The sequence below is a fragment of the Rhizobium sp. BT04 genome, from assembly GCF_030053135.1.
In the GTDB taxonomy this organism is placed as follows: Bacteria; Pseudomonadota; Alphaproteobacteria; order Rhizobiales; family Rhizobiaceae; genus Rhizobium; species Rhizobium binxianense.
The window spans coordinates 967683-984896 of the sequence record NZ_CP125652.1 but is presented as its reverse complement, the minus strand read 5'-3'; the positions used below and the strand labels follow the sequence as shown (position 1 = coordinate 984896).

Annotated in this window: 19 protein-coding genes; 9 read left to right on the top strand and 10 right to left on the bottom strand. The window is 62.1% G+C overall.

The features are described 5' to 3' along the window. Window positions 1-14: 14 nt before the first annotated feature. Window positions 15-467, top strand: a complete 453-nt coding sequence (locus QMO82_RS13370; RefSeq protein WP_183607071.1) for a DUF1801 domain-containing protein — start codon at window positions 15-17, stop codon at window positions 465-467. A gap of 12 nt (window positions 468-479) precedes the next feature. Here QMO82_RS13370 and QMO82_RS13365 read toward each other — a convergent pair whose 3' ends face one another. The 4 genes from QMO82_RS13365 to QMO82_RS13350 form a co-directional block, all read right to left on the bottom strand. Next, window positions 480-956, bottom strand: a complete 477-nt coding sequence (locus tag QMO82_RS13365) for an SRPBCC family protein (protein ID WP_183607072.1) — start codon at window positions 954-956, stop codon at window positions 480-482. Further along, complete coding sequence (locus QMO82_RS13360; RefSeq protein WP_183607073.1) at window positions 953-1294, bottom strand: helix-turn-helix transcriptional regulator; 342 nt, start codon at window positions 1292-1294, stop codon at window positions 953-955. The genes QMO82_RS13365 and QMO82_RS13360 overlap by 4 nt, the downstream gene beginning before the upstream one ends. After that, a complete protein-coding gene (locus QMO82_RS13355) occupies window positions 1291-1977 on the bottom strand; it encodes a glutathione S-transferase family protein (RefSeq protein WP_183607074.1) in 687 nt (228 codons plus the stop codon). The genes QMO82_RS13360 and QMO82_RS13355 overlap by 4 nt, the downstream gene beginning before the upstream one ends. A gap of 103 nt (window positions 1978-2080) precedes the next feature. Beyond that, complete coding sequence (locus QMO82_RS13350) at window positions 2081-2899, bottom strand: class I SAM-dependent methyltransferase (RefSeq protein ID WP_183607075.1); 819 nt, start codon at window positions 2897-2899, stop codon at window positions 2081-2083. 115 nt (window positions 2900-3014) lie between these two features. On the opposite strand from QMO82_RS13350, the gene QMO82_RS13345 reads away from it, so the two are divergent. Continuing rightward, window positions 3015-3740 (top strand): DUF2270 domain-containing protein, encoded by a 726-nt coding sequence (locus QMO82_RS13345; protein WP_183607076.1) that lies wholly within the window; start codon window positions 3015-3017, stop codon window positions 3738-3740. Between the two features lie 15 nt (window positions 3741-3755). Here QMO82_RS13345 and QMO82_RS13340 read toward each other — a convergent pair whose 3' ends face one another. The 4 genes from QMO82_RS13340 to QMO82_RS13325 form a co-directional block, all read right to left on the bottom strand. Next, a complete protein-coding gene (locus QMO82_RS13340) occupies window positions 3756-4022 on the bottom strand; it encodes an usg protein (RefSeq protein ID WP_085737484.1) in 267 nt (88 codons plus the stop codon). Window positions 4023-4241: 219 nt separating this feature from the next. Next, a complete protein-coding gene (locus tag QMO82_RS13335; RefSeq protein WP_183607077.1) occupies window positions 4242-5072 on the bottom strand; it encodes an ABC transporter permease in 831 nt (276 codons plus the stop codon). Next, window positions 5069-5875: an ABC transporter permease gene (locus QMO82_RS13330; RefSeq protein WP_183607078.1), complete on the bottom strand. Its 807-nt coding sequence runs from the start codon at window positions 5873-5875 to the stop codon at window positions 5069-5071. Before QMO82_RS13330 ends, QMO82_RS13335 begins: the two co-directional genes overlap by 4 nt. 217 nt (window positions 5876-6092) lie before the next feature. Continuing rightward, window positions 6093-6866: a transporter substrate-binding domain-containing protein gene (locus QMO82_RS13325; RefSeq protein ID WP_183607079.1), complete on the bottom strand. Its 774-nt coding sequence runs from the start codon at window positions 6864-6866 to the stop codon at window positions 6093-6095. Window positions 6867-7186: 320 nt separating this feature from the next. On the opposite strand from QMO82_RS13325, the gene QMO82_RS13320 reads away from it, so the two are divergent. Next, the gene (locus QMO82_RS13320; protein WP_183607080.1) at window positions 7187-9385 is read left to right on the top strand and encodes an OmpA family protein; all 2199 of its coding nucleotides are present in this window, start codon (window positions 7187-7189) and stop codon (window positions 9383-9385) included. Window positions 9386-9481: 96 nt separating this feature from the next. Here the strand turns inward: QMO82_RS13320 and QMO82_RS13315 are convergent, their stop codons facing one another. Both QMO82_RS13315 and QMO82_RS13310 read right to left on the bottom strand, forming a co-directional pair. Beyond that, window positions 9482-10240 carry an alpha/beta fold hydrolase gene (locus tag QMO82_RS13315; RefSeq protein WP_183607081.1) on the bottom strand — a complete coding sequence of 253 codons (759 nt, stop codon included), beginning with the start codon at window positions 10238-10240 and terminating at the stop codon, window positions 9482-9484. A 52-nt stretch (window positions 10241-10292) separates the two neighbouring features. Continuing rightward, the gene (locus QMO82_RS13310) at window positions 10293-12068 is read right to left on the bottom strand and encodes a cytochrome c biogenesis protein DipZ (RefSeq protein WP_183607082.1); all 1776 of its coding nucleotides are present in this window, start codon (window positions 12066-12068) and stop codon (window positions 10293-10295) included. A gap of 357 nt (window positions 12069-12425) precedes the next feature. On the opposite strand from QMO82_RS13310, the gene QMO82_RS13305 reads away from it, so the two are divergent. From QMO82_RS13305 to maiA, 6 genes are all read left to right on the top strand, one after another. Beyond that, a complete protein-coding gene (locus QMO82_RS13305) occupies window positions 12426-13472 on the top strand; it encodes an alpha/beta fold hydrolase (protein WP_183607083.1) in 1047 nt (348 codons plus the stop codon). Between the two features lie 120 nt (window positions 13473-13592). Beyond that, window positions 13593-14333: a response regulator gene (locus QMO82_RS13300; protein WP_183607084.1), complete on the top strand. Its 741-nt coding sequence runs from the start codon at window positions 13593-13595 to the stop codon at window positions 14331-14333. Next, window positions 14330-15652 carry an ATP-binding protein gene (locus QMO82_RS13295; protein WP_183607085.1) on the top strand — a complete coding sequence of 441 codons (1323 nt, stop codon included), beginning with the start codon at window positions 14330-14332 and terminating at the stop codon, window positions 15650-15652. Before QMO82_RS13300 ends, QMO82_RS13295 begins: the two co-directional genes overlap by 4 nt. A gap of 191 nt (window positions 15653-15843) precedes the next feature. Beyond that, window positions 15844-16260 (top strand): organic hydroperoxide resistance protein, encoded by a 417-nt coding sequence (locus tag QMO82_RS13290; RefSeq protein WP_183607086.1) that lies wholly within the window; start codon window positions 15844-15846, stop codon window positions 16258-16260. Window positions 16261-16362: 102 nt separating this feature from the next. Beyond that, window positions 16363-16524 (top strand): hypothetical protein, encoded by a 162-nt coding sequence (locus QMO82_RS13285; RefSeq protein ID WP_183607087.1) that lies wholly within the window; start codon window positions 16363-16365, stop codon window positions 16522-16524. Between the two features lie 19 nt (window positions 16525-16543). Next, window positions 16544-17179, top strand: a complete 636-nt coding sequence (gene maiA / locus QMO82_RS13280) for a maleylacetoacetate isomerase (protein ID WP_183607088.1) — start codon at window positions 16544-16546, stop codon at window positions 17177-17179. Window positions 17180-17214: the final 35 nt, after the last annotated feature.

The window sequence follows — 17214 nt, the reverse complement described above, 5'->3', positions numbered from 1 at the left end:
GGGGCGGGACAATCATGAAGAAAGCGACGGTAACCATGAAGAAGGGTGAAGCCGGGGACGAAAACGAGGGAGCTTCTCCCTCTCAACGAATCGACGACCGGATCAAGGAACTCGGCGATTGGCGCGGCGCGATGCTCGCCCGGGTTCGAGTGCTCATCAAACAGGCCGAGCCGGAGGTGATCGAGGAATGGAAGTGGCGAGGGGTTCCGGTGTGGGAGCGTTCCGGCATCATCTGCACCGGCGAGACCTATAAGAGCGCGGTGAAGCTGACCTTCGCCAAGGGCGCCTCACTGGAAGACCCTTCGGGCCTTTTCAACTCCAGCCTCGAAGGCAACACCAGGCGCGCCATCGATTTTCATGAGGGTGACGAGATCGACGAGGAGGCGTTGAAGGCGCTTATTCGCGCCGCCGCAGGGCTGAATAGCTCAGCAAAGGCTGCCGGTTCCCGAAAGAAATCAAGCGGCTGAGGCCAAGATCGCCTAATGGATCGGGCCTGCCTCGCGCTCGAGAAAAAGTTCGAGATTATCGAGGCCGATCTGGGTGCCCTGGAGGCGGGCGCCATTGTCGGCGTAGCCGTCGAGGAAGACCGCCTGCTCGGTGAAGACCATCCTGGTGCCGGCGGGTTCGGCTTCGAAAGCGACGGTTGCGAGGGAGGCGGAGATGCGGGTTTGCCCGAGTTTCATCTCATAGGCATAGATGATGCGGGCATCGGGCACGATATCGATATAATGGGCGTCGTAGGCGTGCAGGAGGCCGTCGGTATCGGCGACGTGGTTCCTTTCCGTGCCGCCCGGGCGGAAATCGAGCCGGTAGTCCAGCTGCACCCATTCACCGTGGCAGGCGAACCACTGACGTTTGGCCTCCGGCGTCGACCAGGCGCGGAAGACCCGGGCGATCGGCACCTTCAGGCGGCGCTCGATGATGAAAGTGGCGTGTTCGGCGGATCGTGTCGTCATTCGGGAAGCGTTTCCTTTTCCTCAGCGAGATATTGATCCAGCCTGTCAAAGGCGGCGCTCCAGCGGGTTTTTCGCTGTTCCACCCAGCGTTCGACGGCAGCAAGCGCATCCTGCTGCAGGCGGTAGGTCCGCACCCGGCCGGATTTTTCCGAGAACACGAGGCCGCTCTCCTCCAGAACCTGGAGATGTTTCATCACCGTCGGCAGGGCGACCGCAAGCGGCGCTGCCAGCTCGGTGACCGAAGCCGGCCCGCGGCCGAGGCGGTCGATCATGCCGCGGCGGCTGCGGTCGGAAAGCGCGTGGAACATGCGGTCGAGATCGGCCTGGCTGTCGATCATCCCGCCGCATCCTGGAAGCGGGCCGGCAGCCTGTCGTGATAGGGGTAGAATTTGAAGTAGGGGCGAGCCTCTTCCAGCGCCCTTGCAAAGGACGGGCGCGCCAGCAGCCGATCGTAGTAGCCACGAAGGTTCGGCTGATCCCGTGAAAGCGGGACCAGCGTCTCGGCATAGAAGAGGGCGGGCGCTGCGGCGCAATCGGCCATCGTGAAGTCGTCGCCCGTGATCCACGGCTTGTCGGCGAGCTGTTTTTCGATCATCGCATAGGCGGTGGCGAGCATCGCCCTGGCGGCGCCGATCTCGATCTCGTCTGCGGTGCCCTCGGGGCGCCGGCGATTGCTGACGAGCGCCTGCATCGGCGTCTGGACATAGTGGTCGAAGAACCGGTCCCAGAGGCGGACCTGCAGCGCCCGGTCGAGCTCCAGCGGCAGCAGGCGAACGGGGCCGGGATAATAGTGCTCGAGATATTCGATGATGATCGAGGTCTCGGGAATGGTGCTGTCGCGCGCCTCGTCCCTGAGCAGCGGCATCTTGCCGATCGGCCAGAAGCGGAAGAGATCGGCGCGCGAGTTCTCGTCGGATAGATCGACGATGCGATTGTCGAATGGCGTGCCGTTTTCATAAAGCGCGATCAGCACTTTGTGGCAGAAGGAGGCGAGCGGATGTCCATAGAAAACGAGCGACATGCGGCGACCTTTCCTATCGTTGCGGTAAACTTTACCGATCGACTAAGTATCAGGTCGGAAGAAATTGCGCAACGGATACTTTGCCAATCGCGCAACTATTCCGTCAGCCGATATATCTGGCGATCACCAGATGGCCGGGAGTGGGCTGGCCGTCTTCCATGCGCACGTTGATATCGGTTATTTCGACAAGTTCGAAACCGGTGGCTGCCAGACGTTCTCTCACATAGGCGTCGGCATGGGCGAAGCGCTGGTGCGGGCCGACCATGTAGGCGCGGCCGGCGAGGGTCTCCTCGGGCAGGGTCTCCGACGAGAAGATGAACAGGCCGCCCGGCGCCAGATTCTCGGCGGCGCCGAAAAACAGCGGTTCGAGCGCGCCGAGATAGGGCAGCACGTCGGTGGCGGTGATGATGTCGAAGGCTTCCTCGTCGTTGTCGTCGAGGAAATCCTCGACCTCGGCAACGAAGAGCGTCTCGTAGAGATCTTTCTCATGGGCGATCTCGACCATTTTCTCCGATAGATCGATGCCGGTCATGTCAGCGCAGAGATCGCGCAGGGCGCCGCCGGTCAGGCCCGTACCGCAGCCGAGATCGAGCAGCCGCTTGAACGGCCCGAGCTTCAGCGCCTGCAGTCGCTGGCGCACCAGCATCGGCACATGATAGCCGAGCTGCTCGACGAGCACGTCCTCGAAAACCTCGGCATGCTGGTCGAACAAGGTCTCGACATAGGCGTCGGGCGCCCTGACCGGTGTTTCGCCGCGACCCATCGCGGCGATGCGCACGGCGGCGCCACCGTGATCGTCGGGGTCGATTGCCAGGACTTCCTCATAGGCTGCCACGGCCGCGTCGACATCGCCGGCCTTTTCCAGCGCCAGCGCGCGGTTATAGGCTTCACCGAGGGCTTCTTCGTCGATCTTCTTTGCCATCGCAATTCACCGTCTCTTTGTTTCAGGCATGGCTCTAAGGCCGCTTTCGATGTTTTGCAATGGCGCGTTTGCAGGCGCAGAATGGCCGAAAAGAAGACGAAGGGAGGAACGAGCCATGAAAATGGAGGAAGACAAGACGTCATCGGTACGGGAAGGAGAGGGGGCGCGGCCATTGCTACTGCCAAGTACACCGGGCGAGGTTACCAACACGCTCATTCACTATTATCGCGGCGAACTCGGACGGATGACGAGTTGGCGCGACCGCATCGACCGGACCTCCAACTGGGCGATCACCGTCGTCGCGGCGCTGCTCTCGGTGTCGCTGTCGACGCCGACCTCGCATCACGGAGTGCTGCTTTTCGGGATGATGCTGGTGACGCTGTTGCTGATGATCGAGGCGCGGCGCTACCGTTTCTTCGATATCTACCGCGCCCGCATCCGCCAGATCGAGCGTTGCTATTTCGCCGAGATTCTGGCGCCCGAGGCCAGGAACGGCGGCGAATGGGCGATGGTGGTCGCCCGCAGCCTGCGCAAACCGCGCTTCCTGCTCAGCTATCAGGAGGCGATGCATCGCCGGCTCAAACGCAATTACGGCTGGATGTATTTCATCCTGTTGCTCGCCTGGTGCCTGAAGATCTCGACGCCGAAACTGCAGACGGAGGGCATGCCGGGGCTTCAGGCGCAGTCATGGGCCTATGTCATCGACAATGCCGTGCTCGGGCCGGTTCCCGGCCTTGCCGTCATTGCCACCGTCGTCGTTTTCTATCTCGGCATGCTCGCTTTCGCGCTTCGCCCGGACCGCGACGAAGGCGAATTCGGTCATGGCGAGGCGCATGTCTGACGTAGCGAGCTCCGATCAGTGCAGGATGAACTCGCCTTTCAGCGCCCGCCACTCGGTTGCCGAGATCAGCTTGCGGTGGACGTAGCGCACCGAATGCAAGGGCCCGTCGAGCTTTTCTTCCCAGAATTTCAGGAAGCCGCGCATTTCGGGAAAATCGGGGGCGAGATCGTACTCCTGCCAGACGTAGCTTTGCAGGATCGCCGGGTGATCCGGCAGGTGGTAGAGGATCTGGGCTGTCGTTAGACCGTAGCCTTGCAGTTGTTTTTCCATGTCCTTGTGCATCGTATTCCGCTTCTTCTCGTTCCCACTCGCGCGCTTATCAGCGCCACGTGATATGGAAACATGCGAGTGGTTAACGGAAACTTTACAGATACCTCATGAAAGAACAATTGATTTTTAATATCAAAGGCTTGGCAGCACGATGGAGAGAGTGCTGCCAGTCGCTTCTTGTCAATACATGCCGTTATCCCGAAACCGCGACACACGTTTGGCTGTCACGCATCAGCGCTTGAGATGCCGGGTCAGGCGACGCTCGATCCAGGCCCAGAGATGGCGCAATGCCTCGACGATGGAGAGGTAGAAGATCGCCGCCCAAAGATAGGTCTGGTAGTCGAAGGTGCGGGAGAAGGCGTAGCGGGTTTCGCCCATAAGGTCGAGCACAGTGATAATGGCGACGACTGCCGAGCCCTTGATCAGCAGGATGATCTCGTTGCCATAAGGGCGAAGTGCGACGATGAGAGCCTGCGGCAGGATGATCTTGCGGAAGGCGATGAACTTGTGGATGCCGAGTGCCGCGGCCGCCTCGCGCTGGCCGTGCGGTACGCTTTCGATAGCGCCGCGCAGGATTTCCGCCTGGTAGGCCGCGGTATTGATGGTCATGGCAAAAAGGCCGCAATACCAGGCGTCGCGGAAGAACCACCAGATGCCGACGGCCTCCAGCTGCGGCCGGAATATGCCGAGGCCGTAATAGACCAGGAACAGCTGGGCAAGCAGCGGCGTGCCGCGGAAGAAGTAGATGTAGCCGTAGGCCAGCCAGTTCAGCACCCGGCTGCTCGACAGGCGCGCCATGGCGAGCGGCAGCGACAGCAGGGCGCCGCAGACGACGGAGATGGCAACGAGGCTCAGTGTTATTCCGAGACCGTGCAGGTAGCGCGGCCCGTAGCGGGTGAACTTCTCAAGATCCCAGCCATTGATGACGGTGTAGACCAGCAGCGCGGCAAATAGCGCCCAAATAGCAACGAAGATATAGCCGGCGAGGCGGGCGGTCGTTATCGGCTTGGCCACTTTACGGGGCGCGGGCTGCGGCGGGATCAATGTTTCAGCGTAGCTCATCGCCGGACCTCCGAACGCTTGGCCCAGCGGTCGACATAGACAAGCAGAAAGGAGGAGAGGACGGCGAGCACCAGATAGAGGCAACAAGCCAGGCCATAAAAGAAGAAGGGTTCCTTGGTAACACGCACTGCGACGCTCGTCTGGCGCAGGATATCGGCAAGACTGATGATCGAGACGTAGGAGGTGTCCTTCAGGAGCACCATCCAGAGGTTCGTCAGGCCCGGCAGCGCGATGCGCACGAGCTGCGGCAGGATGATCAGGCGCAGCGTGCGGCCGTGATGCAGCCCAAGCGCGTCGCCCGCCTCATATTGCCCCTTGGGAATGGCGCGAAAGGCCGAGAGCAGCACTTCCGAACAATAGGCGGAGAAGACCACCGAAAGCGCGATGACGCCGGCAAAGAAGGCGTTGATCTCGACCGGCGGTCCGTCATAACCGACGAAGGTCAGCAAAGACTGGATCAGCATCTGCATGCCGTAATAGATGATGAAGAGCGTCAGAAGCTCCGGCAGGCCGCGGAAGATCGTGGTGTAGATGCCGGCCGCCAGCCGCAGCGGCTTTTCCTCGGACTGCTGGCCCAGCGCCACGAGAAAACCGATGATGAGGCCGATCGGCAAGGTGACGATCGCCACGGAAACGGTAACCTGCAAGCCGAGCGCGATCTCGTCGCCCCAGCCGGTATCGCCACACGCAAGAAGCGTCGACTGACCAAACCAGGTAAAGATGCCAACGGGTCCGCATAGCGGATCGAAAATGTGCACAAGTGAGCTCCAGAAGGAGCCAAGCGCGGAAAACAATCCGCCCATGCGAGAATTCCCCTCACGGCTTTTGCCGTTTTGATCTTGCCACCTTTGTCAAACAAAAATGGCGGAAGAGCAAGCCTTCCGCCATTACACCGCCGCGCGTCTTTTCAGACGCGCAAAGGACGCTGTAACATTTTGAATGGCTGCATAATTTTATCCTTAAATCGATTCCGATTTAAGGAATTATGCAGTAGCTTTCATCGGCCAAATAACGAATTTCTTATTCGCCGTAAACGTCGAAATCGAAGTACTTGTCCTGGATCTTCTTGTACTCACCGCTGGCGCGGATCGCGGCGATCGCGGTGTTGAGCTTTTCCTTGAGCGGATCGCCCTTCCGAATGGCGATGCCTGCGCCGTTGCCGTTGATTTCCTTGTCGACCGGCAGGGTCGTCAGGATCTTGCAGCAGGCGCCGGCGTCGGATTTGACCCACTCGGACAGCACCACGACGTCGTCGATGACGGCATCGACGCGGCCGCTGGCAACGTCGAGCTTGTATTCGTCAGCCGTCGGATAGAGCTTCAGCTCGGTGTCGGCGAGATGCTTCTCGGCGTAGTTGGCATGTGTCGTCGAGGTCTGCGCACCGATCACCTTGCCCTTCAGGCCGGCAACGTCAGTGATCGTCGAATCCTTCGGCACGGCAACGGCCGGCGGGGTGTTGTAGTACTTGTTGGAGAAGTCGACGAGTTTGAGGCGCTCCGGCGTGATCGACATGGAGGAAACGATCATGTCGAATTTCTTGGCGTTGAGCGCCGGGATGATGCCGTCCCAATCGGTGCTGACGAAGGAGCATTCGGCCTTCATCTGGGCACAGAGTGCCTTGGTGATGTCGATGTCGAAGCCCTGGATCGTGCCGCTGGCATCGACGAATTCGAAGGGCGGATAGGTCGAATCGGTGCCGATCACATACTTCTCGCCATCGGCCATGGCCGAACCGGCGAAAAGGGATATCGCCGCGATCGAGGCTGCCGCGAAAATACGGGTGGAGATATGCATGAAGATCCTCTCTGTTGGTAGCCGTCGCTCTTTTTCTCGTGGGCTGACGGCCGCAGCTCAACGGTCCAAGACCGCCTTGCGGCGATAATCAGACTTTTTTTCATGGAATTGCAACACAAATCCCATCGCAATTGAGCGTGCAAATAGCGGACGAGATGAACGCCGGCAGATTGCAACATTCACGCGAGGTTAATCTCGGGCTTCCTAGAACCGGAACAAATCGGCGACTCGGCGATTGCCATTTCGCCTCATTGCAACGCTAGGGGCGGAACCAGGGCCTGTCGGCCTTCAGGAAGCTCAAACAGGATCGAGGAAACCCGATGGGCATGAAATCAAGATTGTTCGCAAGCGCAGCTTTTCCGCTGCTTTCCTTCTCGCTGGCTTTGCAGCCGGTCTCGGCGATGGCGGCTGCGCACGGCGTTGAGACGCAGGCTGCGGCTATGCGGCAGGTCGAACAGGGCAGCTTCGAGGTGGCGCAGGACGCGCCTTCCGAGGAGGAACTGCTGAAGAAAAAGAAGAAGCAGAAGGAAGAGGCTCCGGCTGAACAGGCGCCGGCCGCTGAGAAGCCGGCGCAGCAGGAAGCGCCCGCCGAAAAGCCGAAGGCCGAGCGGAAGGAAGCGCCTGAACCCAAGGCAGAGCCGGAAGCGCCGAAGGCGGAAGCACCCAAGGCCGCGCCTGCGGAGCAGCCTGAAAGCAAGCCCGAGCGGAAGGCCAAACAACAGGCCCAGCCCGAGGCAAAGCCGGAGGCCGCGCCGCAGCAGGAAGAGCAGCCGGTAACGCAGGAAAAGCCCAGGAAGCCGAAGAAGCCAGAAGCCCAGCAGGCCGAGCCGGAGGCTCAGCCGCAGCCCGAACAGCAGCCGGCAGCAAACAAAGCTCAGCCGGAAACGGAACAGACACAACCTGAAGCCAAGCCGGAAGGCGGCAAGCGGGAAAAAGGGCAGGATAAGGCCCAGGGCCGGGATAAAGGCAAAGGCAAGACCGAGACTGCCGCTCCCGACGCGGTGACGCCGAGCGAAGAGCAGGCCAAGCCTGAAGCCAAGCCCGAAGCCAAGCCGGAGGCAAAACCTGCCGCCGAGGCGCCGGCCGAAAAGAAGCCGACAAAGGGCGAGGCCGCAGCACCCGCGGATAAAACGATCGAAGGCAAGACGACCGAAGACAAGGCGGCCGCCCCGGAAGCCGCGCCCGCAGAGAAGCCGAAGGACGGCGCCGCGGCAAAACCTGCCGGTGAACAGCCCGCCGGCGAGCAGCCGGCCGCGCCGGCGACCGACACTGCCAAGCCGCTGCCGGATGCCAGCGGCGGCCAGCAGGTGGAGCAGGCCATTCCGGCGCCTGAAAAAGCATCGCCCGAGGAGCTGGAGCGCCGCAAGAAGATTGCCGCAGATCCGGCCAAGAGCAATGAGACCGTCGTGCTGCCGGTCGAGAACGGTGCTGCCGTACTCGATAGCGACAAGGATGCCGACCGCAGCAAGGGCCGGGAAGGCCGCCGCGACCGCGACAGGCAACGCGCCGACAGCCAGGACGTCAAGGTGCCGACCTCGGATGCCGATGCGCAGTCCGCTACCGGCGCCAAAGCGCCGGCGCCGGTCAAGCTCGAAGCTGTGACCAGCGAGAAGGGCAGGAAGCTCGATGAGCGGCCGCGATTTGCCCGCCCGGATGGTGCGCAGTTCAGCGACAGCCAAGACAACAGCCGGGTGATCATCCAGTACGATAACCGGGTGATCGTACGCGGCGACGACGACAGGCGGTTCCTGCGTGACGGCGAGCGGCCGACCTACGAGGAACTGTCGGGCGATCGCTACCGTGAGACGATCATGCGGCCGGAGGGCTACCGCATCGTCACGATCCGCAATCGCTACGGTGACATCATCCAGCGGTCGCGCGTCGATGCCCGCGGACGCGAGCACGTGCTCTATTACTCGCAGGACCTCTATGAGGATCCGGACCGCGACTATTTCGAGGATCCGGGCGCCGACCTGCCGCCGATGCGGCTGCGCGTGCCGCTCAGCGACTATATCATCGACACCCGCAGCGACCCGGACCGGGATTACTACGAGTTCCTGAGCGAGCCGCCCGTCGAGCCGGTGGAGCGTGTCTATTCGCTGGACGAGGTGAAATATTCCGCCCGTATTCGCGACAAGGTGCGCCGCATCGACCTCGACACGGTGACCTTTGCGACCGGCAGCGCCGAGATCCCGATGACCCAGGCGCGCACCCTGCGCAAGGTCGCCGACGCGATCAGCCAGGTGCTGAAGAAGGATCCGAGCGAGACCTTCCTGATCGAGGGCCATACGGATGCCGTCGGGACTGAACAGAGCAATCTGGTTCTCTCCGACCAGCGGGCCGAATCGGTCGCCAACGTGCTTTCCGACGTCTACGGCATTCCGCCGGAGAACCTGGCAACGCAGGGCTACGGCGAGCAGTATCTGAAGGTCAACACGGCAGGCCCCGAACAGGAAAACCGCCGCGTGACCATCCGCCGCGTCACCGCATTGGTCCGCCCGGTCGCAGCCAACCAGTAATAGCGTTGCCCCTCTCCATTCGTGGGGAGGGGCACTTTTCTTGCTCCCTCTTCTCCCGGCTGGGGAGGAGAGACTCGGAGCAGCGCTTCGTCTCCTCTACTCACCGGCCTGCTTGGCTGCCTTTTCGATTACATTGGCGACCTTTTCCGCTTGGGAGGCGAAGACGGCGTGGCTGGCCTTGATCTCGGTCACGTCGCTGCCGGCGCGTTTTGCCATGTCACGCTCCAGCTCGGGATTGATAGAGCGATCCTCGGTGGCAACGATCGACCAGCTTTTCTTTGTCCGCCATGCCGGCTGGGTGATCTTGGCCGAGAAAGCCTGCTTCGAGGCGAAGACCTGTGATCTTGCCATGAAAGCGGCTTCGGCTTTCGGCAGGTCGGCGGCGAAATCCGCGGCGAAGGCGCCCGGATCGAGATAGAGATACTTGCCGTCCTTGGTTTCCTTGATATCCATGCTGCCGGCGGGCTTCGAGCTGGCGAGACCGAGCAGGCTTTCGCCCTTGTCGGGCTGGAAGGCCGCGACATAGACGAGGCCTGCGACATTGGGATCGTTGCCGGCTTCGGTAATGACCATGCCGCCATAGCTGTGGCCGACGAGCAGGCTCGGTCCTTGCTGGAGGTCGAGAACGCGCTTCGTCGCCGCCACATCGTCGTCGAGCGAGGTGATGGGCTGCTGGACAATGGTGACGTTGAAGCCGCGCTTTTCGAGAATCTCGGTCGTCTTGCGCCATCCCGAGCCGTCGGCCAATGCGCCGTGGACGATCACGATGTTCTTCACCGCGGCAGCCTCTGCTGCACAGGCGATGGCGGTGGTGGCGAAGGCAAGGGCTGCCGTGAAAAGAAGACGTCTGCTCATGGGTATGACTCCTTTGGTCGTTGTTGAGGGTCGGAATTGATCAGTCTGCGGCTCAGCCGAAGGTGAAGGCGTAGGCTTGCACCCCGGAATCGAGGAAGTGGATCTCGAAATTGCGGGCGCCGACCGTGCCGGACTGGCGGACGAGCTGGTAAAGCCTTGTGGCGATCACCGTGCCTTTGCCATCGGCATCGATATCGGAGCCGTGGTCCGGCCCGGGCGCCTTGCCGTCGACCGTCACCTGGAAGCGGATCGGTTTGCCGTTGGCGCCGGGTCCGAGAACGAGATGCAGATCGCGGGCGCTGAAGCGATAGGTAATGCCGCCGCCGGCCTGATCAAGCGTCGCCTGATCCTTGCCGACGGTCCAGGTTCCGGACAGGCCCCAGCCGTTGAGGCCGGGTTCGGCGATCGAATAGTTATGGGGCGCGTCGGCTTGCAGCCCTTCGGGCGAGGCAAAATTCGCCGCCTGTTCGTAGCCGAGATAGGTTTCGCCGGAGCGGATGTTGCCAAGGTCCGGACCTGCCTCCACGCCTTTGGCATCCGGTGCGACCGGCGCACTTGAAGGCATATGGCTGCCGGCCTCGCGCAACAGGTCCTGAATGGCTTTTTCGGTCCTGACATAGTTGCCTTCGCCGAAATGGCGATAGCGGATATGGCCCTCGGCGTCGATGAGATAGCCGGCCGGCCAGTAGCTGTTTTCGAAGGCCCGCCAGATTTTGTAATCATTGTCGATCGCGACGGGATAACTGAGCTTGAAGTCGCTGACCGCCTTCCTGACGTTGTCGATCTTCTTTTCGAAGGCGAATTCCGGAGCGTGGACGCCGATCACGACGAGACCCTGATCGGCATATTTTTCCGCCCAGGCCCTGACATAGGGGATCGTGCGAATGCAGTTGATGCAGGAATACGTCCAAAAATCGACGAGCACCACCTTGCCGCGCAGCTGCTCCGTGGTCAGCGGTTTGGAATTCAGCCACTCGACGGCACCGTCAAGCGAAGGCGCAGAGCCTTCGACGGGCAAATCGCTGCGGAAAGGCCTCTTCGCATCGGCCGCGGCGATCACCATGCCGTTGCTCGCCAGCTCGGAGGATGCGCCACTCAGCGGCTTTGCGTGTAGCCTGTCAAGCACGGCCTGTTCCAGCGATGCGGTGCTGGCATAGGAGAGCCGGGCGAGCAGGCTGGTATCGAGGCCGAGCGCGATGATGGCGACGCCCGCCAGCACGGCAGCGCCGAGCGCTTTACGAATCCGGTCGCCGAGGCCCAGCGAACGCTTCATGGCGGTGAATACCCTACCACCGACCAGCAAGGCGACGGCAAGTGAAGTCGCAGCACCGGCGGCATAGGCGATCAGCAGGAAGGTTGTCTGTAGATTGGCGCCCTGCGAGGCCGCCCCCGTCAGAACAAGGCCGAGGATCGGCCCGGCGCAGGGCGCCCAGAGCAGGCCGGTAGCAACGCCGAGTATAAGGGCGCTCTTGACCGTCGGCGCGGTTTGTCCGTTGCCCGTAGCGTTCACAAGGTTGTTGCCGAGATCGACGACCGGCCGGGCAAGCGTGCCTGCGATGCGCGGTGAAAGCAGGCTTGCGCCAAAGAGGGCAAGCAGGACGATCGCAGCAAGCCGGCCATACTCATTGGCGCGAATGGCCCAGCTGCCACCGACTGCGGCAAGTGTGGCGACCAGCGCGAAGGTGGCGGCCATGCCCGCCAGCATCGGCAGCGTGCTTCTGACGAAGGGCTGTCCGGCGCGGGCGAAGACGAAGGGGAGGATGGGCAGGATACACGGGCTGAGGATCGTCAGCGCGCCTCCGAGATAGGCAATGATCAGCAGTGTCATCATCGTTTCCTTTGAAACCGATTGATCGGGCTCTGGACGGCGATGGGGCCTGAACCAGCAATGGCGGGGATATGCCGGGCGGACGTATCCTCGATGTGTCCGGTTTGGCGGGGAAATGTACCGAACTATTGCGGCCGGGGCGGGCGATACAAAGCGATACAAACTGCCGCCCGGCGGTGGCCTGTGGCGAAAGCGCCGTGGCCGGTGAGAGGCTTTGCTCGGTCGGCACGATTGTATCAGAATGTATCGCGGCGGCCGGAAGCTACATGCGCATTCAAAAACCGACGGCCCGCGACATATGGGGGATACAAGCGCCAACTCATATCAGCACCGTGATCCATTCGACAGGAGAGACCGATGTCAGAGCAAATCAACCATCACCGCCGCCGCTTTTTCGGGATGACGGCAGTCGCCCTTGCTGCGGTCGAGTTCGGCGTGGCCGGCACGGCCGCCGCGCAATCGGCGCCTGCCATATCTCTGCCTGCCGCGAAGGCCGGAACCAATACATCCTTCGAAGCGCTGAAGCAGGTGAAGGCCGGCGTGCTCGACATCGGCTATGCCGAGGCGGGGAAGGCGGATGCCCCTGTCGTATTGCTGCTGCATGGCTGGCCCTATGACATCTACAGTTTCGTCGATGTCGCACCGCTGCTTGCCTCGGCAGGCTATAGGGTGATCGTGCCCTATCTGCGCGGTTACGGGACGACCCGCTTCCTGGACGACCAGACGCCGCGCAACGGCCAGCCGTCAGCGCTGGCTGCCGATATGATCGCGCTGCTCGACGCGCTCGATATCGAGAAGGCGGTCATTGCCGGCTACGACTGGGGCGGGCGAACCGCCAACATCATGGCGGCGCTCTGGCCGGAGCGTTGCAAGGCGATGGTCTCGGTGAGCGGCTACCTGATCGGCAGCCAGGAGGCCAACTTGAAGCCGCTGCCGCCGAAGGCCGAACTTGCCTGGTGGTACCAGTTCTATTTCGCTACCGAACGCGGTCGTCTGGGTTACGAGAGCAATACCCATGATTTTGCAAAGCTCATCTGGCAGACGGCTTCGCCGAAGTGGAACTTCGACGATACGACATTCGACAGGTCGGCCGCCGCCTTCGACAATCCCGACCACGTCGCCATCGTCATTCACAACTATCGTTGGCGCCTGGGACTTGTCGAAGGTGAGGCCAAATACGATGCCTATGAGAAGACGCTTGCCGCATTGCCGATGATATCAGTGCCGACGATCACCATGGAGGGCGATGCAAACGGTGCGCCGCATCCGGAGCCCTCCGCCTATGCCGGGAAATTCTCCGGCAGATACGAGCATCGCACGATCGGCGGCGGCATCGGCCACAACCTGCCGCAGGAGGCGCCCCAGGCCTTCGCACAGGCTGTCATCGATGTCGATCGCTTCTGATCGATGAGGCGGCCGCAGAGCCTCGTTGCTCCGGCCGGCCGAATATGCGTAGGTCGCGTCAGCCGCCTCGATGTCGAGGAGGAGGGCGCGGCGCTTCTATCGGTAAGGGAACATGGACATATGGATCATGTCGATCACATCCTGATCGTCGACGACGATCGCGAAATCCGCGAGCTGGTCTCGGGCTATCTGCAGAAGAACGGTCTGAGGACGAGCGTTGCCGCGGACGGGCGCCAGATGCGCAGTTTTCTCGAGGCCAATGCGGTCGACCTGATCGTGCTCGATGTGATGATGCCCGGCGACGACGGGCTGGTGCTGTGCCGCGAACTGCGCTCCGGCCGGCACAAGGCGATCCCGATCCTAATGCTGACGGCCCGCACCGACGAGATGGACCGGATCCTCGGCCTGGAGATGGGCGCCGACGACTATCTTGCCAAGCCCTTTGCCGCGCGTGAGCTGCTCGCCCGCATCAAGGCGGTGCTGCGGCGGACGCGGATGATGCCGCCCAATCTGCAGATCAGCGAGGCTGGACAGTTGCTGAGCTTCGGCGACTGGCGGCTCGATACGGTCGCCCGGCACCTTCTCGACAAGGAAGGGACCGCGATTGCGCTCAGCGGCGCCGAATACCGTCTGCTTCGCGTCTTCATCGACCACCCCCAGCGGGTGCTCAATCGCGACCAGCTTCTGAGCATGACACAGGGCCGCGACGCCGATCTGTTCGATCGTTCCATCGATCTCCTGGTCAGCCGGCTGCGTCAGCGCCTGGGCGACGATGCACGCGAACCGACCTACATCAAGACGGTGCGGAGCGAAGGTTATGTGTTTTCGGTTCCGGTCGAAATCTCGGAGCTGCGCCAATGAGGGCGGGGATACCCTTGTTCTCGGGTTTGATGTGGCCGAGCACGTTGCGGTCGCGGATCTTCCTGATCCTGCTGATCGGACTGGCGCTGGCCTACGGCCTGTCCTTCAGCGTGCTCTATATGGAGCGCTATATGTCGGCCAAAGCAGTGATGCTCGGCACGCTGGAGAACGACGTCGCGACCTCGATTGCCGTTCTCGACCGGCTTCCGCCAGGCGAACGCGGCGGTCTCCTGGACCGGCTTGGCCGCGGCAACTATCGTTTCGTGCTCGGGCCCGGCCTTCCCGGCGTGCCTGACACATCAAGCAAAGGGGCGGAAATCTCAGGGAAGATCGAGGAGGCTATCGGGCACCGCTTTCCGATCCGGATCGAACGAATTCCTGGCGATGTGAACCGGTTGCAGGCGCATCTGACGCTGAGCGACGGAAGCCCCTTGACGATCGACGTCACGCCTAAGGGCGTCATGCCGATCGCCGCGTGGCTGCCCTATGTCTTCATCGTCCAGATGGCGCTGCTGATCCTCTGTACCTGGTTTGCGGTTCGCCAGGCGATCCGGCCGCTCGGCGAGCTTGCCGCCGCCGCCGATGCTCTCGACCCGAACAAGGACGGTCCGGCCTTGAGCGAGGCGGGGCCGAGCGAGGTCGCGCATGCGGCAAGAGCGTTCAATAAGATGCGGGAGAGGATTGCCCACTACCTCGAAGAGCGCGTCCAGATCCTGGCGGCCATCTCGCATGATCTGCAGACGCCGATCACCCGCATGCGGTTGCGCGCCGACATGGCGGAGGATTCGCCGGAGAAGGACAAGCTGGTGCATGATCTCGGCGAGATCCAGCGTCTCGTTCAGGACGGAATAGCCTATGCGCGCAGCGCGCATGGCAACGGCGAGAAGAACGCCCGGATCGATCTCGCCTCGTTCATCGACAGCATCGCCTATGACTACCAGGATACCGGAAAGGCCGTCACCGTCGTCGGCCTGGTTCAGGGTGCGGCCTTCACCAAGCCGCATGCGCTTCGTCGCATCCTGTCGAATTTCGTCGACAATGCGCTGAAGTTTGCAGGCGCTGCCGAGATCAGCGTCGAGCGTAGCGCCGAAAACGATATCGTCATATCGGTCATGGATCGCGGCCCGGGAATTCCGGACGATATGCTGGAAGCCGCCATGCAGCCTTTCTTCCGGCTGGAGCAATCCCGCAACCGGGAGACCGGCGGTACCGGTCTCGGTCTTGCTATCGCCCAGCAACTGACGGCCAAGATCGGCGGATCGCTCCGGCTCTACAATCGCGCCGGTGGCGGTCTGGCGGCGGAAGTCACCATTCGTTGACGTCGGCAGTCACCGCAAAATTTCGAGATGTTTGTATGTAAAGATGTCTTCGATCTCGGATGCTACGTTTTGTGACATTTCGGGCGATTTCGGAAACATGGCGGATATATCCGTCGGTCAAACCACACTCCGTCAACCCGGCCGCGCAGCGCGGCCAGTCGCCTGGAGCGACGCAACACAAGGAGTGTTCCATGACAAAGATCGACAAGGTTCTCTATACCGGCAAGACCCACACGACGGGCGGGCGCGACGGCGCGTCGCACAGCGACGACGGCCAGCTGGAGATCAAGCTTTCGCCTCCGGGCAGCAACCGCGCCGGCACCAATCCCGAACAGCTTTTTGCCGCCGGCTGGTCTGCCTGCTTCATCGGCGCGATCGGCTTTGCCGCGGCCAATCAAAAGGTCAAGCTTCCCGCCGATCTTGCCGTCGACACCGAGGTCGACCTGGGAACGGCCGATGGCGGGTATTTCCTGCAGGCCCGTCTCAAGGTCAGCCTGCCGGGGATCGAAGCTGAGCTGGCACGAGCCCTCATTGATGAGGCGCACCAGACCTGCCCCTATTCGAAGGCCACGCGCGGCAATATCCATGTCGAATTGAGCGTTGCCTGACGCACTCTCTGCCCGCCGAAGGCCATAGGTTACGGCGGGTAGAGAACAGAAGCCGAAAGCAAACAGGACGAGGCCGACCGGGCCTCGCCGATGGAGGATCTGATGAGACTGATGATCATCTGCATTCTGGGCGCGATGGTTTTCGCCGCGCCCTGCATCTACGACGTAAGCTCGCAGGAGCCTTCGCCGCTTGCGGGCCTCGTGACGGCGGCATCCGCAGCGTCGTCTTCAGGGGAGCAACGGCCGTTCCAAGCCCTCTTTTAAGTCACCAGGGAGAAGACCCGTGAAGCTCTATCAGAATGAAATTTCCTCGGCGACGTCGAGAGTCCGCATCGCGCTCGCCCTGAAGGGATTGACGGCCGAGACACTACCTGTGACCATCCTCGGCGAAGAGGCCGAGAGCCGCCAGGCCGGATATCGCAGCGTCAATCCGCAGGGGCTGGTGCCGGCGTTGCTGACGGATAGCGGCGTCCTCATTACCCAGTCGCTGGCGATCGTCGAATATCTCGATGAGGTCCAGCCGCAACCACCGCTGCTGCCCGACACGGCGGAGGGCAGGGCGCTGGCGCGGTCGATCGCGCTGGCGATCGCCGCCGAGATCCACGCGCTGCTGCCGCCGCGAATCGGCCTGCATCTCAAATCGGCCTTCCAGGCCGATGCCGACGCCATTGCCGCCTGGAGCCGTCACTGGGTGGGCGAGGGAATGGCCGCTGTCGAGACGATGATCGCCGGCCGCAGGCAAGGCGCCTTCGCCGTCGGCGACCGGCCCGGTACTGCCGATATTTTTCTCTTCCCGCAGGCGATCAGTGCCCGGCGCATGGGCTTCGATCTCGCCCGTTGGCCCAATATCGCGGAGATCGTCGGCAGACTCGAGTCGATCCCGGCTTTCCAGGAGAATGCGCCGGCGCCAAGACGATGATGCGATCAATGAAGAAGCGGCCGCAAACGATAGCG